This window comes from Pseudonocardia kujensis, from assembly GCF_021283305.1.
Lineage (GTDB): Bacteria > Actinomycetota > Actinomycetes > Mycobacteriales > Pseudonocardiaceae > Pseudonocardia > Pseudonocardia kujensis.
The window spans coordinates 24,780-49,200 of sequence record NZ_JAJSOK010000045.1; the positions used below are offsets into that span (position 1 = coordinate 24,780).

General features: G+C 75.3%; 24 protein-coding genes. 9 read left to right on the top strand and 15 right to left on the bottom strand.

Annotation, left to right across the window (positions count from 1 at the left end; translation table 11 throughout):
* Positions 1–394 precede the first annotated feature (394 nt).
* The 3 genes from LWC35_RS26075 to LWC35_RS26085 form a co-directional block, all read right to left on the bottom strand.
* A complete protein-coding gene (locus tag LWC35_RS26075; protein WP_232872896.1) occupies positions 395–2,425 on the bottom strand; it encodes an alpha-amylase family protein in 2,031 nt (676 codons plus the stop codon).
* 62 nt (positions 2,426–2,487) lie between these two features.
* Complete coding sequence (locus LWC35_RS26080) at positions 2,488–3,735, bottom strand: MFS transporter (protein WP_232872897.1); 1,248 nt, start codon at positions 3,733–3,735, stop codon at positions 2,488–2,490.
* The gene (locus tag LWC35_RS26085) at positions 3,732–4,220 is read right to left on the bottom strand and encodes a MarR family winged helix-turn-helix transcriptional regulator (RefSeq protein WP_232872898.1); all 489 of its coding nucleotides are present in this window, start codon (positions 4,218–4,220) and stop codon (positions 3,732–3,734) included. Before LWC35_RS26085 ends, LWC35_RS26080 begins: the two co-directional genes overlap by 4 nt.
* A 109-nt stretch (positions 4,221–4,329) precedes the next feature.
* Here LWC35_RS26085 and LWC35_RS26090 point away from each other — a divergent pair, with 109 nt between their 5' ends.
* Entirely contained in the window at positions 4,330–5,112 is a 783-nt protein-coding gene (locus tag LWC35_RS26090; protein ID WP_232872899.1) for a VldE C-terminal domain-containing protein, read from the top strand.
* A 36-nt stretch (positions 5,113–5,148) separates the two neighbouring features.
* Here the strand turns inward: LWC35_RS26090 and LWC35_RS26095 are convergent, their stop codons facing one another.
* Positions 5,149–6,381, bottom strand: a complete 1,233-nt coding sequence (locus tag LWC35_RS26095; RefSeq protein ID WP_232872900.1) for an MFS transporter — start codon at positions 6,379–6,381, stop codon at positions 5,149–5,151.
* Between the two features lie 111 nt (positions 6,382–6,492).
* Here LWC35_RS26095 and LWC35_RS26100 point away from each other — a divergent pair, with 111 nt between their 5' ends.
* Positions 6,493–7,083 carry a TetR/AcrR family transcriptional regulator gene (locus LWC35_RS26100; RefSeq protein WP_232872901.1) on the top strand — a complete coding sequence of 197 codons (591 nt, stop codon included), beginning with the start codon at positions 6,493–6,495 and terminating at the stop codon, positions 7,081–7,083.
* 10 nt (positions 7,084–7,093) lie between these two features.
* On the opposite strand, the gene LWC35_RS26105 is transcribed toward LWC35_RS26100, so the two are convergent.
* Positions 7,094–8,512: a chloride channel protein gene (locus LWC35_RS26105; RefSeq protein WP_232872902.1), complete on the bottom strand. Its 1,419-nt coding sequence runs from the start codon at positions 8,510–8,512 to the stop codon at positions 7,094–7,096.
* A 746-nt stretch (positions 8,513–9,258) separates the two neighbouring features.
* On the opposite strand from LWC35_RS26105, the gene LWC35_RS26110 reads away from it, so the two are divergent.
* The 4 genes from LWC35_RS26110 to LWC35_RS26125 all read left to right on the top strand — a co-directional run bounded on the left by LWC35_RS26110 (position 9,259) and on the right by LWC35_RS26125 (position 13,007).
* Positions 9,259–9,636 carry a hypothetical protein gene (locus LWC35_RS26110; protein WP_232872903.1) on the top strand — a complete coding sequence of 126 codons (378 nt, stop codon included), beginning with the start codon at positions 9,259–9,261 and terminating at the stop codon, positions 9,634–9,636.
* Positions 9,637–9,679: 43 nt separating this feature from the next.
* A complete protein-coding gene (locus LWC35_RS26115) occupies positions 9,680–10,894 on the top strand; it encodes an MFS transporter (protein ID WP_232872904.1) in 1,215 nt (404 codons plus the stop codon).
* Between the two features lie 153 nt (positions 10,895–11,047).
* Positions 11,048–11,557, top strand: a complete 510-nt coding sequence (locus LWC35_RS26120) for a DUF6069 family protein (RefSeq protein ID WP_232872905.1) — start codon at positions 11,048–11,050, stop codon at positions 11,555–11,557.
* A gap of 178 nt (positions 11,558–11,735) precedes the next feature.
* Positions 11,736–13,007: a geranylgeranyl reductase family protein gene (locus LWC35_RS26125; RefSeq protein WP_232872906.1), complete on the top strand. Its 1,272-nt coding sequence runs from the start codon at positions 11,736–11,738 to the stop codon at positions 13,005–13,007.
* A 222-nt stretch (positions 13,008–13,229) separates the two neighbouring features.
* On the opposite strand, the gene LWC35_RS26130 is transcribed toward LWC35_RS26125, so the two are convergent.
* From LWC35_RS26130 to LWC35_RS26140, 3 genes are all read right to left on the bottom strand, one after another.
* Positions 13,230–14,678: an ammonium transporter gene (locus tag LWC35_RS26130; RefSeq protein WP_232872931.1), complete on the bottom strand. Its 1,449-nt coding sequence runs from the start codon at positions 14,676–14,678 to the stop codon at positions 13,230–13,232.
* Between the two features lie 374 nt (positions 14,679–15,052).
* On the bottom strand, positions 15,053–16,009 hold the full coding sequence (locus tag LWC35_RS26135; RefSeq protein ID WP_372463103.1) for an NAD(P)-dependent oxidoreductase: 957 nt from the start codon (positions 16,007–16,009) through the stop codon (positions 15,053–15,055).
* Positions 15,939–17,228, bottom strand: coding sequence for an alpha-amylase family protein (locus tag LWC35_RS26140; protein WP_232872908.1), 1,290 nt, complete (start codon positions 17,226–17,228; stop codon positions 15,939–15,941). Before LWC35_RS26140 ends, LWC35_RS26135 begins: the two co-directional genes overlap by 71 nt.
* A gap of 68 nt (positions 17,229–17,296) precedes the next feature.
* On the opposite strand from LWC35_RS26140, the gene LWC35_RS26145 reads away from it, so the two are divergent.
* Entirely contained in the window at positions 17,297–17,674 is a 378-nt protein-coding gene (locus LWC35_RS26145; RefSeq protein ID WP_232872909.1) for a VOC family protein, read from the top strand.
* A 7-nt stretch (positions 17,675–17,681) separates the two neighbouring features.
* Here the strand turns inward: LWC35_RS26145 and LWC35_RS26150 are convergent, their stop codons facing one another.
* The 4 genes from LWC35_RS26150 to LWC35_RS26165 are packed head-to-tail and all read right to left on the bottom strand — an operon-like array spanning position 17,682 to position 20,489.
* Positions 17,682–18,449, bottom strand: coding sequence for an enoyl-CoA hydratase (locus LWC35_RS26150; protein WP_232872910.1), 768 nt, complete (start codon positions 18,447–18,449; stop codon positions 17,682–17,684).
* The gene (locus tag LWC35_RS26155) at positions 18,446–18,631 is read right to left on the bottom strand and encodes a hypothetical protein (RefSeq protein WP_232872911.1); all 186 of its coding nucleotides are present in this window, start codon (positions 18,629–18,631) and stop codon (positions 18,446–18,448) included. Before LWC35_RS26155 ends, LWC35_RS26150 begins: the two co-directional genes overlap by 4 nt.
* 16 nt (positions 18,632–18,647) lie before the next feature.
* A complete protein-coding gene (locus tag LWC35_RS26160; protein ID WP_232872912.1) occupies positions 18,648–20,168 on the bottom strand; it encodes a class I adenylate-forming enzyme family protein in 1,521 nt (506 codons plus the stop codon).
* Between the two features lie 9 nt (positions 20,169–20,177).
* Positions 20,178–20,489 (bottom strand): hypothetical protein, encoded by a 312-nt coding sequence (locus LWC35_RS26165; protein WP_232872913.1) that lies wholly within the window; start codon positions 20,487–20,489, stop codon positions 20,178–20,180.
* Positions 20,490–20,692: 203 nt separating this feature from the next.
* Here LWC35_RS26165 and LWC35_RS26170 point away from each other — a divergent pair, with 203 nt between their 5' ends.
* Complete coding sequence (locus tag LWC35_RS26170) at positions 20,693–22,045, top strand: cation:proton antiporter domain-containing protein (protein WP_232872914.1); 1,353 nt, start codon at positions 20,693–20,695, stop codon at positions 22,043–22,045.
* Between the two features lie 238 nt (positions 22,046–22,283).
* Positions 22,284–22,772, top strand: a complete 489-nt coding sequence (locus LWC35_RS26175) for a beta-class carbonic anhydrase (protein ID WP_232872915.1) — start codon at positions 22,284–22,286, stop codon at positions 22,770–22,772.
* Positions 22,773–22,799: 27 nt separating this feature from the next.
* On the opposite strand, the gene LWC35_RS26180 is transcribed toward LWC35_RS26175, so the two are convergent.
* The 3 genes from LWC35_RS26180 to LWC35_RS26190 all read right to left on the bottom strand — a co-directional run bounded on the left by LWC35_RS26180 (position 22,800) and on the right by LWC35_RS26190 (position 24,404).
* Entirely contained in the window at positions 22,800–23,129 is a 330-nt protein-coding gene (locus LWC35_RS26180; RefSeq protein ID WP_232872916.1) for a DUF4235 domain-containing protein, read from the bottom strand.
* A 145-nt stretch (positions 23,130–23,274) separates the two neighbouring features.
* A complete protein-coding gene (locus LWC35_RS26185) occupies positions 23,275–23,766 on the bottom strand; it encodes an SRPBCC family protein (RefSeq protein ID WP_232872917.1) in 492 nt (163 codons plus the stop codon).
* A gap of 89 nt (positions 23,767–23,855) precedes the next feature.
* A complete protein-coding gene (locus tag LWC35_RS26190; RefSeq protein ID WP_232872918.1) occupies positions 23,856–24,404 on the bottom strand; it encodes a DUF6328 family protein in 549 nt (182 codons plus the stop codon).
* Between the last annotated feature and the right edge of the window lie 17 nt (positions 24,405–24,421).

Below are 24,421 nucleotides of genomic sequence, written 5' to 3' on the forward strand. Positions count from 1 at the left end.
GAATCGCGGGCTCGACCGGGGTCCTTCGGCTCCGCCGTCGCACTTCCCGGGGCCTGCGGCCCGTGTGTGACGGCGGCACCGGTCGACGGCCGGGCGGGCCGGCTTCTTGATCACTGGGTGTGGACCGCGAAGGCCGGAAATCGACCGTGTCCGTCCCGAAATGGTGATCACAAATGGGGCGAGGTGCCGGCCCCGGGCCGGGAGCGTGATCGTCGGTCGTGGAGCGGGAAGGTCGAGAATCGACCGCTTCCATCCTGAGGCGATGATCATGGCAAGGATCGCCCCGGGGTTCGCTCTCGCGGAGGGGCCGGTCCGCTCCGGCTGGGGCCTGCCCCGCCCATCACCCCGACCCACGACCCACGACCGGGCGAGGTCGGTCAGTGCCTGGGGCCTCCTACGGTTCGGCGAGCCAGGCGAATCCCAGGGCGGGGAGATGGGCGCGGCCGTCGTGGACCTGGATCGGCCCGTCCGGGCCGAGCACGGTGTCGAGCCCCGCGACCAGGCCCGCGTCGACCGAGGCGGGGTGCTCGGCGAAGTTGGCCAGGCCGAGGAAGGTGCCGCTGCGGGGATGGCGTCGACGCCAGGCGAGGACGTGCGGGTCGTCGAGCACGAGCACCTCGGCGGGAGCGCCGGCGTGCAGGGCGAGCAGCTCGGCGCGGGTGGCGGCGAGCCGGCGCAGCCAGCCGGACACCCGGCCCTCCACCGAGGTGGCGTCGTGCCGGCGGGCGAAGGCGCCGGCGTCGAGCCAGGGCCGGTGCATCCAGCGGTTGTCGGCGGCGCGGGCGGGGTCGGCGAGGTAGGAGTGGTCGTTGCGGAGGGCGAGCTCGTCGCCCATGTACAGCAAGGGCACCCCGCCGTACGCATAGGCGACCGCGTACAGCAGCACCAGGCGCCGGATCCCGGCCTCGAGCCCGCCGCCGTCGCCGACGTCGAGGGCCTGCTCGATGCCGCAGAGCGAGGCGGCGGTGCCCGAGATGCGGGCGTCGCCGGTCTCCGGGTTCTCCTGGAACAGCGCGCCGCGGGCGAAGGAACCCGGGAAACGGCCGGAGTAGAAGTCGTTGAGGAACCGCCGGTGCGCGGGGCCGGTCCAGCCGACGGCGGCGGCGTCGACGTCGCTGACCGCCCAGCCGATGTCGTCGTGGCATCGGACGTAGGTGGCCCAGGAGGCCTCGTGCGGGATCGGGTCCATGCGCCGCAACGCCTGCACCGCGAGCCGCGCGTCCTTCGTCGCCAGGCACGACCACAGCAGCACCATCAGCTGGTTGTGGTAGGCCAGCTCGCACTCGGGCCGGTGCCGGGGGTGCCCGCCGAGGTAGGGCACGAGGTCCTCCGGCGCGACGATCGCCTCGGCCTTGAACACGGTCGCCGGGGCGGCGAGCTTCACCGCGGCGTGCAGGGCCTGCAGGATGTCGTGCACCTCGGGCTGGTTCTGGCAGTTGGTGCCCAGCCGCTTGCCCAGGAACGGCACGGCGTCCATCCGGAAGATCTCGACGCCGCGGTCGGCCAGCGCCAGCACGGCCCCCAGCAGCGCCGCGAAGACCTCGGGGTTGGTGTGGTCGAGGTCCCACTGGTAGTCCCAGAAGGTCGTCCACACCCAGCCGCCGGCGCCGTCGCGGGCCTCCGGGACCCAGGTGAACGAGCCGGGCGCCCGGTCCGGGAAGACGTCGGGGACGGTCGCCTCGTAGGCGTCGGGCAGGGTCCGGTCGGGGAAGGCGATGTAGAAGCCGGCGTACCGCGGATCACCGGCGAGCCACCCGCGCGCCCACGGGTGCTCGCGCGCGGTGTGGTTGAGGACCAGGTCCACGCACAGGCTCATCCCCCGTGCCCGCAGCGCCCCCGCCAGCTCCTCCAGGTCGCCGAGGGTGCCGAGCCGGGGGTCGACGGCGCCGTGGTCGGCCACGGCGTAGCCGCCGTCGTTCTCCCCCTCCCGGGGGCGCAGCAGCGGCATGAGGTGCAGGTAGGTCACGCCCAGCTCGGCGAGGTGGTCGAGGCGGGCGTGCAGGCCGCGCAGCGTGCCGGCGAACCGGTCGGTGTAGGCGACGTACCCGACCATCCGCGGCTCCTGGTACCAGCGGAGGTGCACCTCGCGACGGCGGTCCAGCTCGCGCATCGGCGCCGGTCGGGCGGCCGCGGCGGCGAGCGCGTCGCGGACGAGGCGGGCGGCGAGGGCGTCGGTGTCGTGGCGGTCGCCGTAGAGGGCGTCGAGGGGCAGGTGCAGGTCGGGGAACCACAGCTCGAGGCGGGCCAGGAACCCGACGGCCTCGGCCCGGCCGAGCGCCTCCTCGGCCTCGGGCCGCAGGGCGGGCAGGAGGGACCGCAGGCAGGCGGCCGCCGCGCGGCGCCGCTCGGCGTCGGGACGGCGGCGGCGGGCGTCGGGATCCGGCGCGCCGCCGGGGAGCGGCGCCGGCCCCTCGCGGTCGATCATCCGTCCATCCTGCCCCGCCCCGACCCCGTCCGCCGGGAGCGCCGCGCCCGGTCCGGCGCCCCTCAGTCCCGTCCGTCGACGGTCCAGCGGCGCAGCTCCCGCGCCGTCACGCCGACGAGCGCCACGCACACGACGCACGCGGCACCACCGGTCGCCGCGGCCGGCTCGGGGCCGACGTACCCGGCGACGAGCCCGGCGCGGGCGTTGCCGATCCCGGGCGCGCCGACCCCGACGACGTACTCCGCGGCACTGACCCGCCCGAGGTGCGAGTCCGGCGTCGCGAGCTGGATCAGCGTGCCGCGGGAGATCACCGAGACGGTGTCGGCCGCCCCGGCCACGGCGAGGCAGACCAGACCGGCCACCAGGCCGTCGACCAGCCCGAACGCGGCGAGTGCCAGCCCCCACAGCCCCGCCGCCCACACCATCACGAGGCCGGGCCGCCGGGCCCGCGTGGCCGGCCCCGACGTCAGCGCGGCGACGATCCCGCCCGCCGCGATCGCCGACAGGAACAGCCCGAGCGTGCGGGGGTCGTCGCCGAAGCGCTCGGCGTTGAGCGCCGGGAAGAGGGCGACGGGCATCGCGAGGAGGGTCTGCGCCAGGTCGGTGGCGAGGGCCGCGCGCAGGACCGGGGTGCGCAGCAGGACCTGCCAGCCCTCGACCGTGTCGCGCAGCCCCGCTGCGAGTCCCCGCCCCGCGTCGGTCCGGTCCGGACGCATCGCGGGGAGCCGCGCGACGCCGTAGAGCGACAGGGCCGTGGCCGCGGCGTCGAGGCCGTAGGCCGCGGTGGTCCCCCACCCCGCGACGAGCAGGCCGGCCAGGGCGGGTCCGACCAGCATCGCGGCCTGGAACGCGATGTGGTTGAGGGCGAGTGCCGGGCCGACCTGGCCGCGCGGGAGCAGCCGCGGCACGAAGGTCCGCCGGGCCGACGAGCCGAGCGCGGTGGCGGCCGTCTGCGCCGCGACCAGCGCGAGGACCAGTGCCCACGAGCGCAGACCGATCGCCGCCTGCAGCGCGAGCAGCCCTGCGACGACGGCCGCCGCCGCGCTGGTGACCAGCACCAGCCGGCGGCGGTCCAGGGCGTCGGCGAGGGTGCCGCCGAGGGTGCCGAACACGGCGATCGGCACGCCCGTCGCCAGCCCGACCACGCCGACCAGCACCGGGCTCGCCGTCAGCTCCCAGACCTGGGTGAGCACGGCCACCACCGCGACCTGACCGCTGAAGGTCGACGCCGTCGTGCCGACCCAGAGCCGCCGGAACCCGGGATGACCGCGCAGGGGCCGGGTGTCGAGGACCCGGTCGAGCGCGCTCACCCGCCGCCGGTCCCGGCGAGGTGCGCCCGGATGCGGTCGAGGAAGGGGCGCTCGTGCAGCGCGGCCGCGACGTCGGAGATCACCCGGGTCATCGGGTACGGCAGGGCGGCGTCGAGCTCGGCGAAGGCCGCCTCGGTGGCGCGCCACTCCGCCTCCAGGAAGGGCACGAGCGCGCGGCCCTTCTCCGTGAGCACGACCTCGCGGGTGCGCGCGTCGGCGCCGGGCGCGGTCTCGACCAGCCCTTCCTTGCGCATCTCGGTGACGGTCTGGCTCATCGCCGAGTGCGTGACGTCGAGCTGCGCCGCCAGCTCCTTGATCGGGATCGGGCCGCGGTGGTGGAGTCGGATCAGCGCCATGCTGAACCGGGTGCGCACGCCGCGGACCCCGCGCTCGGCGTAGAGCTCGGCGATCGCGGCGTCCATCGTGTCGAGCAGGTCCTTGAGCGGCCGCAGCCAGCTCTCGAGCGTGGGGTCCGACGATGTCACAGTGCTAATATAACAGCACTGTCAGAACCGGCGCGGCCGACACGGCGGGTCCGCTGCCCGACGGCACCCGCGGGCTCGGGCACGATGGGCTCATGACCGAGGGCGCCGCGTGAACCGCACCGCGGCGACCCTGCTGTCGCTCCTGCTCGTCGGGGTGCTCGTGGTGGGCGGCGTGCTCTGGTGGACGAACACGCGCCCCGAACCGAAGTGCGTGGTGACGGGGGCGGGGCGGTCGGTGTCGCTGACCCTCGAGCAGGCGGACTACGCCGCGACGATCGGCGGGGTCGGCTACGCCGAAGGCCTGCCGGACCACGCCGTCACCGTGGCGATCGCGACCGCGCTGCAGGAGTCCCGGCTGCGGAACCTCACCGGCGGCGACCGCGACTCGGCCGGCCTCTTCCAGCAACGGCCGAGCCAGGGCTGGGGCACGTACGCGCAGGTCACCGACCCGGTGTACGCGGCGCAGGCCTTCTACCGGGCACTGAAGAAGCTGCCGGACTGGCAGGACGTGTCGGTCACCGAGGCCGCCCAGCTCGTCCAGCGCTCGGCCGCCCCCGACGCCTACGCCCAGTGGGAGCCGCAGGCCCGCGCGATCGCCGGCGCCCTCACCGGGCAGGAGCCCGCGGCGCTGCGCTGCCAGGACCTCACGCCGCAGTCCCCACCCGACGACGTCGCCGCCGTCGCCGCGCAGGAGCTCGGCACCGCGCGGCTCAGCGGACCGCAGCCGGCGCAGCGGGGCTGGGCGATCGCGAGCTGGCTCGTGGCGCACGCCGCCCGGTTCGGCCTGTCCGAGGTGAGCTACGACGGCCGCACGTGGTCGGCCGAGGAGGGCACGTGGAACACCGCCGGTCCCCCCGACGGCCGGCTCTCCCTGGTCCGCGACCAGCCCTGACGGCTCGACCCCGCCGATCGGCGCCGACGGGTCCGGTCAGGAGCAGACCGGGGCCGCTCGGCGGGCCGCGCGGGCCAGGGCCAGCCGCAGGACCAGGGCCGCGGCGGTGATCACCACGATGACCAGCGCGTAGACCTCGGCCGTGAGCCGCAGGCCGAACGCGGTGCCGGCGAACCCGGCCGCCACTGCCGGGACGCTGAAGGCCACGTAGGAGATCACGAAGGCGACGGCGAACAGCGCCCCGCGCTCGTGCGGCGCGGCGATCCGGGCGAAGGTGCCGAAGGTCGCCAGCGCCGCCGCCCCGAACCCGACGCCCGCGACCAGGGTCCCGAGCGCCGCGACGGCGATGAGCCCGGTCGTCAGGCCGACCAGGGTGACGAGGGTGCCCAGGCCGAGCAGCGCGGCGGCGGGCGCCAGCAGCTGCACCGCCGACCGGTTGCGCAGCAGGAACGCGGTGGCCGCGCCGGTGCCGCACAGCAGCGTCACGACGAAGCCGCCGACGAGATGGTTGCGCAGGTCGAACAGCCCGGCCGTGACCGACGGCCCGAGGGAGAGGTACAGCCCGCCCAACGCCCAGCTCGCGATCATCACCGGCACCACCGGGGCGACCTCGGCCCGCAGCCGGGCCGGCACGCCGACCTTCGGGCGCAGCGACCCCAGGGCACCCGGCCGCCGTGCGGACGTCTCGGGCATGAGCGCGACCACCACCGCCGCCAGCCCCATCCCGGCCAGGAGCAGGGCGTACACGAACCGCGTGGGCGCGGGCCCGAACTCCACGAGCGCACCGCAGCCCAGCGCGCCCAGCGCGAGCCCGGTCGTCGGGGCGACGGAGTTGACCACGCCGGCCCGCCCGGGCGCGGCCGGCGACTCGAGGTCGACCAGTGCCGCACCGAGCGTCGTCATCGCGACGCCGGTGGCGACGCCCTGGAGGAACCGCGCGACCGAGAGCACGACCACGTCGCCGGCCAGCACGAACAGCACCAGCGCCACGATCTCCAGCAGGATCGCACCGAAGAGGACGGGCCGGCGGCCGACATGGTCGGACAGCGCGCCCACGACCAGGAGCGAGCCCAGCAGGCCGACCACATAGATGGCGAACACCACCGTGAGCACCGTCGGCGTGAAGCCCCACAGCTGCTGGTAGACGACGTAGAGCGGGGACGGCGCGCTCGACGCCGCCAGGAACAGCGTGATCATCGCGGCCACGCCCGCGAAGTACGGCCCCCGCAACCGGATGTCCCGGGCCGTCGCCCTTGTCGTGACCGACATGCTCGCCTCGCAAGTTCGTGCAGCGATCTGTGCGTTAACGCTGTCACCGTAGCACGAACGCACAGATCATTGCGTTAGCTTGACGCAGCAATCGGTGCAATAATCGCCTACATGGCTGCATCCACGCCGGTCAAGGGCACGCACACCCCGAGCGCGGGCACCGGGTCGCGCCCCGGCGGGCGCTCGGCGCGGGTGCGTGCGGCCGTGCACCGGGCCGTCGAGGAGCTGCTCGCCGAGGAGGTGGGCGACGGGCTGACCATCCCGGCCGTCGCCGCCCGGGCGGGCGTGCACGCGACCACCCTCTACCGCCGCTGGGGCTCGGTGGGCGAGCTGCTGGCCGACGCCGCGACCAGCCGGTTCTCCGGCGACGTCGTCGTCCCCGACACCGGGTCGCTGCGCGGGGACCTGCAGCGCTGGGCGGCCGACGTCGCCACCGACCTCGCCGACCCGGACGTCCTCGCCCTGATGCGGGCCACGCTCGGCGCCGGCGGCGAGCAGGGCGCCTGCGCCTGCCGCGGCGACCGGGAGGACCAGCTCGCGGCGATGATCGCGCGGGAGGAGGCGCGGGGCGGCGCCGTCCCCACCGTCGAGCGGGCGGCCGACGCGCTGCTCGGGCCGCTGTACTACCGGGCGATCTTCACCGGCGAGCCGGGCTCGCCGGGCTGGGCGCGCGGGCTCGTCGACGCGCTCCTGCCGGACTGACGGCGGGCCGCTACCGGTTCGGGCCGCTGCCCACAGGGGTGACGCGCTCGGCGAGCCGCGCGGAGTAGATCGAGTAGCCGTCCACCCACCGCGACACCGCCGTGGCCACGAGGGTCGCGACCATCATCGGCACCATCAGGCCGAACCCGCTGTGGGTCAGCTCCAGCACGAGCGCCAGCCCGGCCAGCGGCGCCTGCATGCCGGCCCCGATCATGGCCGCGGCCCCGATCATCGCGTAGGCGCCGACGGGCGTGCCGGGCCACAGCAGGGACCACGCCCCGCCCAGGCAGGCGCCGAGCGCCGCGCCGGTGGCGAGCGTCGGCGTGAACAGCCCGCCGGAGGCGCCGCTGCCCAGGCACAGGACCGTGACCAGGGGCTTCAGCACGAACAGCGCGGCGAACAGCCAGAGCGGGCCGATCCCGGCGAAGGCCTGCGCGGCGATGTCCTGCCCGTTGCCGTAGAGCTGCGGGAAGGCGAGCCCCAGCGCGGCGAGCACCGCGAACGCGGCGAGGGGCGCCACGAGCGCCACCCGGCCGCGCGGCACCCGGTGCGAGACCCACGCGATCAGACGCACGAAGAGCACCGCGAGCAGGCCGATCAGCACCCCGGCCGGGATGGCCCAGACCAGGGCCGATGCGGAGAACGCGAAGTCCGGCACACCGGGGTAGATCGGACCGGAGGGCAGGCCGATCCACGCGGTCAGCGTCGCGACGGCCGAGCACGCGAGCGCGGGCAGCATCACGGGCAGCCGCACCGCGCCGACCAGCACCTCCGCGGTGAACAACGCCCCGCCGAGGGGCACGTTGTACACACAGGCCAGCCCGGCGCCCGCGCCGCAGGCCACGAGCAGCCGGCGCTGCGGCGTCGTCAGGCCGGCCCAGCCCGCGAGCAGGCTGCCGCACACCCCGGCCATCAGCTTCGGTGCGGCCTCGCGACCCAGCGACGCCCCGAGCCCGACCACGGTCACGGAGAGCACGGAGCTCCCGGCGCTGCGGCGGAACCCGAGCCGGCCGTCGCCGGTCCAGACTGCGTCGTCGACGTCCGAGCGACCGGGGACGTGGCGACGCAGCAGGAACCACCCGATCCCCCCGATCACCCCCGCGACCAGCAGCGGGAGCACCCGCCGGAGCCAGGAGGCCCGTTCGACCGCGGCCAGGAAGTCCACGTCCGCGCCGGGCCCGAACGCGAGCCTGGCGACGGTGCCGAGGAGCAGCATCAGCACGATCCCGAACAGGCCCGCGCCGACGCCGGTCAGCACGACCACCAGCCAGAACCGGACGGTCAGCGGGACGTCGCCGTCGCCGGTGACGTTCGGCTGGTCCATCGCCCCGCGCCCGGACGCGATCCGCCTGCGCAGCAACGGCTGCGGCTGCCGGAGGCGTTCGCTGGGCCGTTCCTCGCCACGACGGCCGGACCTGCCGATCCCCACGTCGGATCATCCTGCCCGGACGGGCAGCCGTACCGCGAGACGGGTGCTGGCCACACTCCGGGACGCCCGGTGACGCGGTCGTCGCCGACGCCCTCCGCCCGGGCGGGCTCGCGGCGCTCACCGCCGCCGTTGTCGGCCCCGCCCTGCAGCCCGGCGACCGCGGCTTCGCCGACGCGGTCGCCGGCTCCGACGTCGCCCACGCCCCGGCCGCGGCCGTGGTGGTCGGCGCGACGAGCACGGACGACGTCGCCGCGGCGGTGCGGTACGCCGCTGCCGGACGCCGGGTGCGAAGCCGTAGCGGCGCGCCGGCGGGCGGAGGCTCTGGGCGGTCCGCGGAGGCAAGGGCAACTTCGGGATCGTCACCGAGATGGAGTTCCACCTCGTCCCGGTCGCCCGGTTCTTCGGCGGCGCGCTGACGGTCGGCGCCGGCGCCGGCGCCGGCGCCGACGCCGACGACGCCGCCGCCGTCCTGCACGCCTGGCGCGAGTGGGCCCCCGGGTCTGCCCGAGGACACCACCACCTCGGTCGCGCTGCTGCGCCTCCCGCTCGAGACGGCCCGCCGGTACTACCCGGCCGGCACCTTCGCCACGAACGTCGTGATCGGCTGACCCGCGCACGGCGCCCGGTCGGCGGAGCCGCGGGACTCGTGCCCCCGGCTCCGCGGTGTGTCCGCAGGGTCGCTGTGGACGCCCTGTGAGCCGGCCCGAGCCGTGAATCGATCGGCCGCGAACCGGGTACAGTGGCGCATGGCCACTCCGAGCGACGAACGCGCCGCCGGTCACCGGACCCACGGCGGCGACCCCGACTCCGCCTCCCCGCCCGACGTGCGCGCCGCGGCGACCTCCATCAAGGGCCGGCCGGTCCTCGGCTTCGGCGGCCCGAACTCCGGCACCGGCTCCCACGACGGACAGAGCGCCCTGAAGCTGCACCGGGGCATCTCGGTGCTCGCGTTCCTGCTCTGCGTGCTGGTGACCGTGGTGTTCCTGATGGACGGCGCACTCGTCCCCGCGATCGTCTTCGCCGTGATCGCGCTGGCCTGCGTCGGCATCTTCGGCTGGACCAGCGTGCAGCTGCGCCGCGCGACCGGCACCCACGACCCGGATCGCGAACCGTACGTGACCTGATCGATACTCCCCGTGACAGTCGCCGACGTCACGGGGAGGACCGATGCGGGTCGCCCGCCACCGCACGCCCGCCCGGACCGGTCCGCGCGCCGCGATCGCGCTGGTCCAGGTCCTCGGGCTCGCGGTCTGGTTCTCGGCGTCCGCGGTGGTGCCCCGGCTGCGGGCCGAGTGGGGCATCGGCGACGCGACGGTCGTCGGGCTCACCGTGTCCGTGCAGCTCGGCTTCGTCGCGGGCGCGGTCACGTCGGCGCTGCTCACGTTGCCGGACCGGGTGCGCCCGCACCGGTTGCTGGCCTGGTCCGCGCTGGGCGCGGCCGGCTGCACGCTCGTGCTGGCCACCGCTGTCGACTCCCCCGGGCCCGCGCTCGTCCTGCGCGCGCTGACCGGCGTCTTCCTGGCCGGGGTCTACCCGGTCGGCATGAAGCTGACGGCGTCCTGGTCCGGCCCCGGCACCCGCTTCCGCGATCTCGGCGTGCTCGTCGGCGCCCTGACGCTCGGCTCCGCCCTCCCCCATCTGCTGGGCGGTCTCGCCGGACCGGGGCTGCCCTGGCGCGGCGTCCTGCTCGGCGCCGCCGCCGCAGGCCTGCTGGCGGCCCTGCTGGCCGCCGTGCTCGTCCGGCCCGGGCCGGGCCACGCGCCCGCGCCGCGCCCCGATCCCCGGTACGCCGTCCGGATGGTCCGTGAGCGCCGGCCCCTGCTCGTGGTGTGCGCCTACCTCGGGCACATGTGGGAGCTCTACGCCTTCTGGACCTGGCTGCCCGCCTACCTCGCCGCGACCCCGTCCGCGGGCGGGTTGCCCGTCGAGCTCGTCGTGTTCGCGGTCTCCGGGCTGGCGGGAGCGCTGGGCTGCGCCGTCGCCGGGCGGCTGGCGGACCGGGTGGGCCCGGCGCCGGTGGCGGTCGCCGCGCTGGTGGTGAGCGGCAGCTGCTGCCTGCTCTCCCCGGTGATGGTCGGGGCCGGGGCCCCCGGGCTGGTCGCGTTCTGCGCGGTGTGGGGGGCGGCGGTCGTCGCCGACTCGGGCGTGTTCACCGGCGCGCTGAGCGACGTCGCCGACCGCCGGTACGTCGGCACCGCGCTGACCACCCAGACCGCGCTGGGCTTCCTGCTCACCGCGGTGAGCATCCCGGTGGTCCCGCTGGTCGCCGGCTCCGCCGGGTGGTCCGCCGCGCTGCTCGTCCTGCTCCCCGGACCCGTGCTCGGGGCGATGGCCATGCGGTCCCTGCTGCCGTCGGCGACCGCGGTGCCCGTCCGGGCCTGAGGCGGCGGTTCGGCCGGCCGCCGTCCCCCGATCGCCCGACACCGGGACCATCCGCCGGACCCCCCGGTCGCCCGGCGGTGCCCGCCACGCCCCGGCGCGACCCTTCTCCCGTGCCGCGGGAACCACCCGTGCAAGGCCGGAAGAAGGCTCGCCATGACCGCCCCCCACGGATTCGCCGCCACCGACGCCACGGTCCGCGTCCCCACCCCGCTCCGGCCGGCCCGAGCCGCCGCCGACGCCGGGCGGCTGTGGTCCGGCGGTCTCGCCACCGCGGTGGTCGCGGCGCTCGCCGGTCTGGTCGGCGCGCTGGTCGTGCGGGTCGTCGTCGGGTTCGTCCCGGCGGCGCACATCATCGCCACCGGGACGTTCGGCACCGCCGGGCTCGTGCTCTTGTGCACCCTGGCCGCCGCGGCCGCGCTCGTCGCGACCGGCGTCGCCCACCTGCTGCTGCTCACCACCCCGCGCCCGTTGGAGTACCTGGGCTGGATCGTCGGGCTGGGGACCGCGGTGGCCGTCGTCCTGCCCTTCGTCACCTCGGTGTCGCTCGGCGCGGCCCTCGCCCTCGCCGCGGTGCACCTGGTGATCGGACTCGCCGTCGCCACCCTCACGGGCAGCGCGGCCGCCGCCTCGATGCGGATCGCCGCCCGCGCCCGGGAGGTGTGAGCGCGCGAGTCGGGGCGACGCCCCGGCCGAAGGGGTGGCCGCCCGGGCCGATGGGGGGCCGGGGCGCCGCCGCGTGTCGTGGGGACGGTGGGCCGCCGGGGGGTGTCGGTGGAGCGGGCGGGTGTGAGCGGCGCCGCCCGCGGCTCCCGCACCGATCTCCGCTTGTCACACTGGGGGCATGGCGCCTGATCCCAGCCCCGTTCCCGGGTCCACCGACCTGCTCGTCGTCGGGGCCGGGCCGGCGGGGTCCGCGGCCGCCGCGTGGGCCGCCCGGCAGGGCCTCGACGTCGTCCTGGCCGACGCCGCGGCGTTCCCCCGGGACAAGACCTGCGGCGACGGGCTCACCCCCCGCGCGGTGGCGGAGCTGGACCGCCTCGGGCTGGGCGAGTGGGTGCGCGGGCACGGCGCGAACCGCGGTCTGCGCGCCGCGGGCTTCGGGCAGGAGCTGCTGCTGGAGTGGCCGGGCGGGTCGCTGCCGTCGGAGGGCAGCGCGGTGGCCCGCACCGAGCTGGACGCCCGCATCCGCGAGGTCGCCCTCGAGGCCGGGGCCGTGCCGGTGCAGGGCGCCAAGGCGGTCGGCGTGGAGCGCGACGGCGAGCGGGTCTCGGGCGTGACGTTCGCCCTGGCCGAGGGCGGGAGCGCCACCGTCCGCTGCGAGCGGCTGGTCGTGGCCGACGGCGCCCGCTCCACGCTCGGCCGGGTGCTCGGCCGGGAGTGGCACAAGGACACCGCCTACGGCGTCGCGGCCCGCGGGTACATCCGCTCCGGCCGGCACGACGATCCGTGGATCTCCTCCCACCTCGAGCTGCGCGGCACCGAGAACGAGGTCCTCGCCGGATACGGCTGGGTGTTCCCGCTGCACACCGGCGAGGTCAACATCGGCGTCGGCACGCTCGCGACCGACAGACGGCCCGCCGGCGTCCAGCTGAAGTCGCTGATCGAGCACTACGCGACCCTGCGCCGCGAGGACTGGCAGCTCGACGGGCCCGTGCGCCTGGTCCGGTCCGCGCTGCTGCCGATGGGCGGGGCGGTGTCCGGGGTCGCCGGCCCGAACTGGGCGCTGGTCGGCGACGCCGCGGGCTGCGTCAACCCGCTCAACGGCGAGGGCATCGACTACGGCCTGGAGACCGGCCGGCTGGTCGCCGAACTCATGGCGACCGAGAAGGACCTGGACCGGGCCTGGCCCGCCACCCTGCGCCGGCACTACGGCCAGGCCTTCTCCATCGCCCGCCGGCTCGCCGGGCTGCTCACGATCCCCCGGCTGCTGCCGCTCGCCGGGCCGGTCGGGATGCGCTCGACGCCGCTGATGCGGGTCGCGCTGCGGGTCATGGGCAACCTCGTGACCGAGGAGGACACGGACCTCGTGGCGAGGGCGTGGCGCGCCGCCGGCCGGCTGTCCCTGCGGTTCGACGAGCGCCGCCCGTTCCCCGCCGCCGATCTGCACGGCTGACCGGCGCCCCGGGCTCGTCGCCGGCGATCAGGGCGAGCCCACCCCACCAGTTCTCCCGCCGAGATCACCACTCCTGGAGCGGGAGGGTCGAAAACCGACCCTCACCGTCCCCGAGCGACGATCATGGTCGAGCAGTGAGCTGCGGCGGCCCGATTCCCCGGCCGATTCCCCGGCCTGTTCCCTCGGCCCTGTTCCCTCGGCCCCGTCCCTCGGCCCCGTCCCTCAGCCCTGTCCCCGACGGGGCGCAGGGACGATGCCGACGCCGGGGTCCCGGGAGTGGCGGGGGTCGGCGCGCCGGTCCCGGTGCGGGTCGAGCGGGATCGGGAGGTTCTGGACCGGGATCCGCCCCGGGTCGGTGGCGTGCCGCGGAGCCGGGAGCGCGGGCGGGAACCGGCCTTCCGCCCCGCCGGCCGGCCCGATGCCGCTGCGGGTGGAGGTGACGTCGTAGCCCGTCTCGGCGTGCTCGTGCAGGTCCAGCCCGCCCGCCTCGGCCTCGGTCGAGGCGCGGAACCCGAGGGTGAAGCGGATCAGGTAGCCCAGCGCGAGGGTGACCACGAACGAGTACCCCGCGACCGCCCCGGCCGCGACCGCCTGCCGGCCGAGCTGGGTGAACCCGCCACCGTGGACCAGACCGTCGGCGGGCAGCGCGGCGTTGACCGCGGTCGAGCCGAAGACCCCGACGAGCAGGGTGCCGACCAGCCCGCCGACCAGGTGGAGGGCGACGACGTCGAGCGAGTCGTCGAGCCGCAGCCGCCACTTGAGCGCGCAGGCCAGCGGGCAGACCACCCCGGCCACCGCCCCGATGGCGATCGCGCCCCCGAGGTCCACGAACCCGCAGGCGGGCGTGATCGCGACGAGCCCGGCCACGGCCCCGGAGGCCGCGCCGAGCGTGGTCGGACGCCCCGTCCGCAGCTGTTCGACGAGGAGCCAGGCCAGCACGGCGGCGCAGGTCGCGACGGTGGTGTTGCCGAACGCCAGCGCGGCGAGCCCGTCGGCGGACAGCGCCGACCCGGCGTTGAACCCGTACCACCCGAACCACAGCAGGGCCGCGCCCAGCACGGTGAAGGGCAGGTTGTGCGGCCGGGCGACGACGTCGGGCCAGCCCCGGCGCCGGCCCAGCACGATCGCCAGCGCGAGCGCCGCGGCCCCGGCGTTGATGTGCACGACCGTGCCGCCCGCGAAGTCGACGGCCTGCAGCCGGTTCGCGATCCAGCCGCCGACCGCGTCGGGGGCGAGGAAGCCGTCGAACGCGAAGACCCAGTGGCCGACGGGCGCGTAGACGAGGACGCTCCACAGCGCCACGAACACGACCCACGGCCAGAAGCGGGTGCGTTCCGCGACCGCGCCCGAGATCAGCGCGGGGGTGATCACCGCGAACATGAGCTGGAACATCACGAACGCGACCACCGGCACCGCGTGCCCGCCCGGCCAGGGCACCCCGTCGCCGGCGAAGCCGGCCGGCTGCGTGACCGACCAGTGGTCGCCGGGCGGGCCGACGGAGCCGATCAGGCCGGCCGCCCCGTCGTCGCCGAACGTGAGGTCGAAGCCGACGACGACCCAGACCAGGCCGACCACCACGAGGCAGACGACGTTGGCCATGAGCATGTTCAGGACGCTCTTCGCCCGAACCATTCCGGCGTAGAAGAATGCGAGCCCCGGGGTCATCAGCATGACGAGTGCGGCGCTCGCGAGCACCCAGGCGGTGTCGCCGGTGTTCGCGCTCACGCGGCGGCGCCGGCCCGGCGCGCCGGGCCCCGTCTCCCACCGATCATGCCGCCCACCACCGCCTTCTCCGTGCCCGTCCGTCCACACCGGCCGCCCCGGCGCGGCCAGCCTAGGTCGCGGACCCGCCGGTTCCGGACGGCCGCAGGGATGTTAACGAACCGGTAACCCCTTTCGCGAATGATCTGCACGACGATTCCGGACACATTCCGACGGTCCGTGTCCGACCGATCACGAAGGGCTGTCTTCCGACACTTCCGTCGCGCTCACGGCACGCGCGAGCGACGCTCCCCGCGCACGGCGTGTGAGGGTGAGGGTCCCCCTCACTCCTGCCGGAAGCCGTACAGCACCGCCGCCATGTCCTCCTCGGCGTGCCCGCGGGCCGCGGCCTCGGCGAACCGGTCGTGCATGGCGGCCATGACCTGGTCGGACACCCCGTTCGCGGCGAGTGCCTCCGCGATCAGGCCGGAGTCCTTGACCGCGCCGTCGAGCGCGAACGCGGGCGGGAAGTCCTCGGCGATCATCGCCTTGCCCTTGAGCTGCGCGTACCCGCTGTCGAGCGGGCCGCCGGCGATCGAGTCGAGCCACTGCTTCGGGTCGACGCCGAGCGCCTGCGCCAGCGCGACGGCCTGCCCGGTCGCGGTGACGATCGACACCACCCACGAGTTCGCGACCAGCTTGAGCCGGTGCCCGTCGCCCGGCTTCTCCCCGACCCACACCGTGCGGGAGCCGATGGCGTCGAACACCGGCGCGACGGCCTCACGCACCTCCTCCGGCCCACCCGCGAGGACCACGAGCTGCCCGGCCTCGGCGGGCTGGCGGGTGCCGAGCACGGGCGCGTCGACGAACGCGATGTCGTGCTCGCCCGCCAGCGCGGCGAGCCGGTCGGTGCCCTCGAGACCGACCGTGGCGGTCTGCACCCAGATGACGCCCTCCTTCGCGGCGGGGAGGGCGCGCTGCATGACCTCGGCGACCGAGTCCGCGTCGAACAGCATCGTCACGATCACGTCGGCACCCGAGACGGCCTCGGCGGGGTCCTCCGCGACCCGGGCGCCGGCGTCGGCCAGCGGCCGGGCCTTACCCGGGGTGCGGTTCCAGACGGTGGTGTCGAACCCGGCCTTCGCCAGGTTCGCGGCCATCCCGGCGCCCATGATCCCGGTCCCGAGCACGGTCACTGCGGTCATCGTTCCTCCAGCAGGTCGACGGGTCTCACGGGGCGAGCACGCGCCACGAGTGCGGCGGGAGCAGGAGCGCGTCCTCCGGCGTGCCGCCCTGCGCATCCTCCAGCGTCTGCCCCGCGAGCTCGCCGGGGAAACGCCGCGGCTCGTCGTCGACGGAGAGGAGGGTCACGAGCGACCCGTCGGGGCCGCTCGACCGCAGCGCCATCGTGGTGTTGGTGAGGTGCTCGACGCTCGTGCGGGCACGGACCAGCCACGGGTGCCGGCGGCGCATCCCGATCAGCCGCTGGTGCAGCTCCTGGACCGGGGCGCCGAACGGGGCGAGCCCGGCGGGCGTGTCCGGGAAGGGCGGGCGCACGGCGTCGTCGCCGAACTCACGGTCCTCCTTCACCCCGGTGAAGGCCTGCTCGTCGCCCGCGTACAGGCTCGGCACACCGCCGACCGTCATCAGCACCGCCACGGCGTGCCCGATGTGGTCGGTGCGGTCCAACCTGCTCGCCAGCCGCGTGACGTCGTGGTTCCCGACGAAGGTCAGCGGCGCGAACGACTCCACCATCGCCGAGTGCCGCTCCAGGGCGTGGGCGAGCTCCCAGAGGTTGCGGTCGTTGAGCGCGCTCCAGATCGCCTTCCACAGCTCGTACTGGGTGACCGAGTCCAGCCCGGACTCGGCGACGATCGCGGCGTAGTCGCCGTGGATCACCTCGCCGACGAACCAGGCGTCGGGGAACTCCTCCCGCACGCCCGGCAGCACGGCCCGCCAGAACGAGGTCGGGACCTGGTAGGCGGCGTCGAGCCGCCAGCCGTCCGCCCCGCGACCCAGCCAGTGCCGCATGACGGCGGCGACGTGCTCCTGCACGGCGGGCTCGTCGTGGTTCAGGGCGACCAGCCGGCCGTGCCCCTCGAAGGTCGCGGGCGCGTCGCCCTCCCAGTGGAACCAGCGGCGGGCCCCGGCGTCGCCCTCCTCCGCCTCGCGGAACCGCGCGAACCCCCGGCCGACGTGGTTGAACACCCCGTCGAGCAGCAGCCGCACGCCCCGGGAGCGCGCGGCCTCGACCAGGGCGTCGAAGTCGGCGTCGTCGCCGAGGCGGGGATCGATGCGGAAGTGGTCCACGGTGTCGTAGCCGTGGGTCTCGGAGGCGAAGACGGGCCCGAGCGCGAGCCCGGAGCACCCCAGCTCGAGCAGGTGCTCGAGCCAGGGTTCGAAGCGGCTGAGGCGATGGGCGACGGGGCTGCCGGGCGGGAGCGCGTCGCGTTCGGCGCCGACGAAGCCGAGGGGATAGGCGTGCCACCAGATCGCGTGGTCGATCCACCGGTCGTGCATGCCGCCACCCTTCCCCACGACGGCGGAACTCGCTGGGCCGGACGCCCGCGTCGATCTACGGTCGGCCCATGACCGCCATCGCGACCTTCTCCCTGGCCGCCCTCGACACCCGGGACCCGCTGGGCCTGGCGCGCTTCTACTCCGCGATCACGGGGTGGCCGATCCGCCCGGGCGACGAGGCGCCCGGCACCGACTGGGTGGAGCTGGTGTCCGGCGGTGGCGCCACGCTCGCCTTCCAGCTCGCGCCCGGGCACACACCGCCGGACTGGCCGGGCGACGTGCACCCGCAGCAGGCCCACCTCGACTTCGACGTCCCGGATCTCGACGAGGGCGAGACCCGGGTCCTGGCGATCGGCGCGCGCAAGCACGAGGTGCAGCCCGGGACGAACTTCCGCGTCTACCTGGACCCGGCCGGGCACCCGTTCTGCCTGGTCCTGGAGCACTGACGGGAGCTCACGGGGCGAGCTGCGCGCGGTTGCGGGCCATCACCGCCCGCCGCCGCTCCTCCAACGCGGCCAGGTCGGTCGACCCCGCCTCCGCGATCGCCCGCTCGGTCTCCAGCGCCGCCAGCACCGGCGCCCCCGAACCCTCGACGTACATGCGCTTGACCGCCTCCAGCACGTCGGCGGGCGGTTCGGTCGCCGCGGTCGCGAGCTCGACGGCGCGGTCGAGCAGCCGCTCGTGCGGCACGACCTCGGTGACCAGCCCGATCCGCAGCGCGAGGGCGGCGTCGACGACCTCGCCGCAGAACGACATCCGCCGCGCCCAGGCCGTGCCGACCACGCTCGGGAGCCGCGCCGTCATCCCGCCGCCGGGCCGGACGCCGACCCGGGCGTGGGTGTCGGCGAAGACGGCCCGCTCCGAGGCGACGAGGAAGTCGCAGCCCAGCGCCAGCTCCAGGCCACCGGTGAAGCACGCCCCGTTGACGGCGCCGATGACCGGCTTCCGCATCCGGCCCGTCTGGGCGATCACCGGCTCGTCCCGGTGCCGCCGGAAGTAGGCCTCGCCCTCGGCCGCGGCCTGCTTGAGGTCGACCCCCGCGCAGAACGCCGGATCGGCCCCGGTCAGCACCACGGCCAGCACGCCCTCGTCGGCGTCGGCCTCGACGAGCGCGCCGTGGAGCTGCGAGATCACCTCGCCGCTGAAGGCGTTGCGGGCCTCGGGCCGGTCGATCCGGACGACGCGGACGGCGCCCCGGTCCTCGGTGTGCACGACGTTCATGGCTGTCCCCTTTCGGCCGCGCCCTTGCGCACCTCGGCCGCGGTCTCACCCACCACCACTGCTGCCACCTCCTCCTCGGTCCGTCCGGGGGCGATCCTCGGCAGTCCGACGAGCGGGAAGTCGCCGAGCTCGGTCCGCTCGGTGACCGTCGCGGCGAGGGGCGGGCCGGTGTCGATCGTCACCGCGGCCTCCGGGCGTTCAACGGACCTGCTCCGCGAGGGCGAGACCGGCGACGACGTCGCGACGGAGCAGCTTGCCGGTGGGGCTGCGCGGGATCTCGGCCCAGGCCCGGATCCGGTCGGGGGTCTTCGAGCTGCGCAGGGTGGCCCGCACGGTCTCGCGCAGCCCGTCGAGCGCGGCGGCGTCGAGGTCGGTGCCCGGACGGGCGACGACCACGGCCTCGATGCGCTGGCCCCACTCCTCGTCCGGCACGCCGACCACGACGGCGTCGGCGACGTCCGGGTGGGCCAGCAGGACGTCCTCGATCTCGGCCGGGGCGATGTTCTCCGCCCCGCGGATGATCGTGTCGTCGATCCGGCCCTCGAGGAACAGGTAGCCCTCGGCGTCGAGGCGGCCCTGGTCGCGGGTGTCGAACCAGCCCGCCCCGTCCAGCGAGGAGCCCCGCCCTGCGTACTCGGTCGGGACCTGCTCGCCGCGCACCCAGATCCGCCCGGGCACGCCGGCCGGCACGGGGGCGCCGTCCTCGTCGCGGACCTCGATCTCGATGCCGGGCACCGCCCGGCCGGCCGAGGACAACCGGCCCCGCACCGCCTCGTCGGCTGAGTCCAGCGCCGCCCGGTGCTCGTCGGGACCGAGCACGGTGACCGTCGAGGAGGTCTCGGTGAGCCCGTAGGCGTTGACGAACCCGACGTGCGGCCACTCGCGCAGGGCCTGCTCGACGATCCGGCGCGGCATCGCCGCCCCGCCGTAGGCCAGCGACCGCAGCGACGGCACGGCCCGGTCCAACCCCGGCTCGTCCATGATCCGCGCCAGCATGGTCGGCACGACCATGGCGTTCGTGACCTCCTCGCGGCGCACCAGGTCGATCCAGCCCGCCGGGGTGAACGACTCCAGCACCAGCACGCGACGGCCCGCGTAGAGGTTGGTCAGCGCGTTCGACACCGCCGCGATGTGGTACGGCGGCACGCTCATCACCGCCGCCTCCGCCTCCTCGGCGCCGGCGAACTCCACCGTGCCCAGCACGTAGGAGACGAGGTTGGCGTGCCGGAGCACCACGCCCTTGGGTGCCGAGGTGGTGCCCGAGGTGTAGATGATCACCGCGGCCGAGTCCGGGTCGACGAACCCCTCGTCCGGTGGCGCCGACTCCACCGCCGCGGCCGCCGCATCACGCAGGAACTCGTCCGGGGTGCGGAACGCCGGCCCTGCCCGCTGCGCCGCGGCGGCCTGGGCGGCGTCGGCCACCACCAGCGCCTTCGGGTGCTGCGCGACCAGGTGGTCGAGCTGCGCGGCGCCGAGGCGGTAGTTCACCGGCACGAGCGGCACCCCGGCCCGGGCGGCGGTGAACAGCGCCACCGTGAACGCCGGGCCGTTGACGGCCAGGTACAGCACCGCGTCCGCGCCGGCCTCGGCGACCAGGGACGCCCCGCCCGCGGCGAGCTCCCGCACCCGGCCGGCCGTGAGTCCCTCCGCCCGTGTGCCGACGACGACCCGCTCGCCGAAGCCGTCGGCCGCCATGTCCAGGAGCACCGACAGGTTCACGGCGCGGCCTCAGTCCGACGCCGGCAGCGGCTTGGCGTCCTTGAGCGGCAGGGGCGCGCCCCCCACCGCCAGCGTCCCGCTGCCCGCCTTGGTGCACAGCAGCTCGATGCCGAGGTCGGGATCGGCGTAGCGCTTGCCCATCCGGGTGCCCGCCTGCTGGTCCGGGTCGGCCGGGTGCGTCGTGCCCGCGTCCGGGCCCTTCGCGTCCACCATCGGCGCGCCCCCGCAGGTCACCTCCACGTCCGCGTCCCCCCACCGCACCACGACGGCGGTCGTGGCGTCGGTGGTGCTGGCCAGGGTCGTGCCGATGCGCGGCTTCATCGCGGCGCCCTCCGTGTCGACGAGCGGGCCGCCCGGACGGGACGACCCCGAATGAGAGTGTGACGTCAGCGTCACAATGCCACCCGGAGGGGCGGTAGGGAAGACCGGCCGGAGATCACCCGTCACACGAACCCGTGGAGCCACGAACACCGGGGTGCCAGACTCCCCCGCGCACGCCGGTGGGTCCGACGGCTGGGGGACCGATGCTCGCGCTCGTCGTCATCATGCTGATCCTTCTCGCCTGGGCGCTCGTCGCCGGCAGGCTCGCCCGCTTCAGCGTCACGATGCCGTTCGCGATGCTCGCGGCCGGCGTCGCGCTGACGGCCGGGCCGGCCCCGGTGTTCGTCTTCGACATCGACTTCGAGCCGTCCGAGCACGTGGTCGAGGGGATCCTGGCGATCCTGCTGTTCACCGACGCGACGGAGGTCCCCGGCGGGATCCTGGGCCGTCAGCCGCGGCTCACGCTGCGGCTCCTGCTGATCGCCCTCCCCCTGTCGGTCGTGGCCGCCTGGCTCGCCGGCGCCGCTCTGTTCGGCGGGAGCGGCCCCTGGTTCCTCCTCGTGCTCGCCGCGGTCGTGATGCCGGTCGACCTCGCGCCCGCCATCGCCGTCGTCCGGGACCGGCGGATCCCGGAACGGCTGCGGCAGGTGATCAACGCCGAGAGCGGGCTCAACGACGGCCTCATCGCCCCGGTCTTCCTCTTCGCCCTCGCCGGGGCCACCCCCGCCGGTGGCGAAGGGCTGGGCGATGCCGCGCTCCACGCCCTCCCGTCGCTGGTCATGGCGATCGTGGCCGGGGCGGTCGTCGGCGCCGCGGCCGCGCGGGTCCTCCACCGGGCGCTCGCCTCCGGCTGGACGCAGTCCTCCGCCCTCCGGATCGGGGTCCTCGCGCTCCCCCTGCTCGCCTACGGCGCCGCGGTCCTCGTGGGCGGGAACGGCTTCGTCGCGGCCTTCGTGGCCGGGGTGTTCTTCGAGCCGGAGGCGCGCCGGCTGCCGGCCGGCACACTGCACCTCGTCGAGGACGTCGGCACGCTGCTCTCGCTGGCCCTGTGGTTCATCTTCGGCGCGATCGTCAACCACACCCTGGGCGGCGGGGCGATCACCTGGCAGATCGTGCTGTACTCGCTGCTGGCGCTGACCGTGGCCCGGGTGCTGCCCGTCGTCGTGGCGCTGATCCGCACCGACGTCTCCGCGAAGGACCGGGTCGTCCTCGGCTGGGCGGGCCCACGCGGCATCGCGACCCTGGTGTTCGGCATGCTCGCGTTCATCGAGCTGGAGGGGCCGGAGAAGGACCAGGTGCTCGCCGTCACCGTGGTCACCGTCGTCGCGAGCATCGTCGTGCACGGCCTGTCGACGGGGCTGGTGGCGCGGCACTACGGCCGGACCGCGGTCGCCGGGGACGTCGGCGCGGGTGGCACTGGTGGGACGGGTGGCAATGGTGGCACTGGTGGCACGGTGCCGGAGTCCGCGGCGCCGGGCGGGCCCGGCCCGGCCGTCGCCCCCGCCGAGCGGAGGGGCTCGTGGGCCCGGTGGTGGCGGCGGGGGACGGAGCCGTGACCGGATGAGTCGGAGCGGTTGCCGGGTCCCGGCGGGGTGCGGTTGACTCCTCGCGTGATGCGCATGCGGCTCGAGTACTTCTGGCCGAGCCGCCGCGTGTGCCAGTTCGACGAGTTCTGTCCGCGGGCCGCGTAGCCGCCCCTGCCCCGTCGCGGGCAGCCCGGGCCGCCGCGCGGCCGTCTCGTGTCCCGGTCGCGGGAACGAGCCGCGACCTCGCCTGTCGAACCCTGGAGACCCCATGTCCGTCACGGACGAACTGCTGGCCAACAACGCCCGCTACGCCGAGACCTTCTCCGGCCCGCTGCCCCTGCCACCCGCCCGCAAGGTCGCCGTCGTCGCCTGCATGGACGCACGCCTCGACGTCTACCGCATCCTCGGCCTGCAGGAGGGCGAGGCGCACGTCATCCGCAACGCCGGCGGCGTGGTCACCGACGACGAGATCCGGTCCCTGGCGATCAGCCAGCGGCTGCTCGGCACCGAGGAGATCATCCTCATCCACCACACCGACTGCGGCATGCTGACCTTCACCGACGACGACTTCAAGCGGTCCATCCAGGAGGACACCGGCATCAAGCCGGTGTGGGCCGCGGAGGCCTTCCCGGACCTGGACGATGACGTCCGCCAGTCCGTCGCCCGGATCAAGGCCAACCCGTTCGTCCCCCGCAAGGACTCGGTCCGCGGCTTCGTGTTCGACGTGGCGACGGGGAAGCTGAACGAGGTCGCCTGACCCGGCTCCCGCCCGTCCGGCCGCGCCTCAGCGCGCGGCCGGGCGCGGCTTGTCGACGAACCGGTGGTAGGCCTTCATGCCGTACCGGTCGACCGCCGTCTTGATCAGACCGAAGATCGCGCCCTGCAGCGTCGCGGCGAGCAGCACCTCCTTGGTGCCGTAGTCGCGCGACAGGGGCTGCGGCGTCTCCGGCTCGTTCGAGACCCGCTTCCACACCAGGGCGAACACCTGGCCGGCGATCAGCCCGCCGAGCACGCCCGACACCAGGCCGACCGGCTTGTACGCGAGCTTCAGCGCGCCGGGCAGGTCGTCGCCGAGCTCGGCGGGTTTGTGGTCGGTCTTCTTCGTGCCGCTCATGCCGGGCACATACCCGGGGTCGTCGCCGATCACACGCCGCCGACACCCACCGCCGGTCACCGGCCCGGCCGGTCACCCCCTCGCGCACGACGACGGCCCGTCCCCGCGGGACGGGCCGTCGTCATCGTCCAGGGGCGCTCCGCCGTCAGGCGGGCGGCGGGGGCATCTCCCCGCGCTGCGGCGACCGGTCCACGTCCCCGCGCCACGCGCCCTCCTCGGCGCCGCGGGACTCGATGAACTCCTTGAAGCGGCCGAGGTCGCCCTTCGCCTGCTTGCCGACGATGCCGAGCGCGTCGCCGGCCTTCTCGACCAGGCCCTCCGGCTCGAAGTCGAGCTGCAGGGTCACCCGGGTGTGCTTGTCGTCGAGGCGGTGGAAGGTCACCGCGCCGCCCTGCTGCGGGCCGCTCACGGCCTTCCAGGCCACCCGCTCGTCCGGGTGCTGCTCGGTGATCTCGGCGTCGAACTCGCGCTGCACACCGGCGATCTTCGTGACCCAGTGCGTGCGTGTCTCGTCGAGCTGCTCGATGCGCTCCACGCCGCCCATGAACCGGGGGAACGACTCGAACTGCGTCCACTGGTTGTACGCGGTGCTGACCGGCACCTCGACGTCGATGCTCTCCAGAACGTTGGTGGACATGTCCGTGGGGTACCTCGGGCGGTGCCACGGAAAACCCCGGGATCCACGGACCCCGGCGCGAGCGGCGGGTCCCGGGCCCGGCCCCCGGGTCAGCCCTCGGCGTCCGGCAGGGGGTCCGAAAGGGCGGGTGCGGCCCGGGAGGCACGGCGCAGGTGCAGCGGGACCAGCACCCACAGCACCGCCGTGGCCGTCAGCAGCGCCGAGGTCCCGACGATCGCCGCGAGCCGGCCGACGGCCAGGTCGAGCACCAGCATCAGACCCGCCGCCAGCGTCAGCGCCAGGGAGCACAGCCCGGCCAGGGCCAGCCGGTGACCGGCCCGGACGAGCTCGCGCTTGCGGTTGCGCTGGAAGAGGATCCGGTGGGCGGCGACGGGCGCCACGATCAGCGTCGACGACGTGGCCGCGCCGGCGAGTGTGGCCACGAACAGGGCGTGCTGCATGGCGTCGAGGTCCTTGAACCGGTCGCTCAGGGACATCGTGAGCAGGAAGCCGAACAGGATCTGGACGCCGGTGAACACCACCCGCAGCTCCTGCAGCAGCTCCGCGAAGTTCCGGTCCGCACGGTTCAGCGGGCCCTCGGCGCGGTGCCGGGTGTTCCAGTCCTCGGTCTCGTCGGTGACCGTCGCCGCCACGGACATGCGCTGCTCCCTCCCGT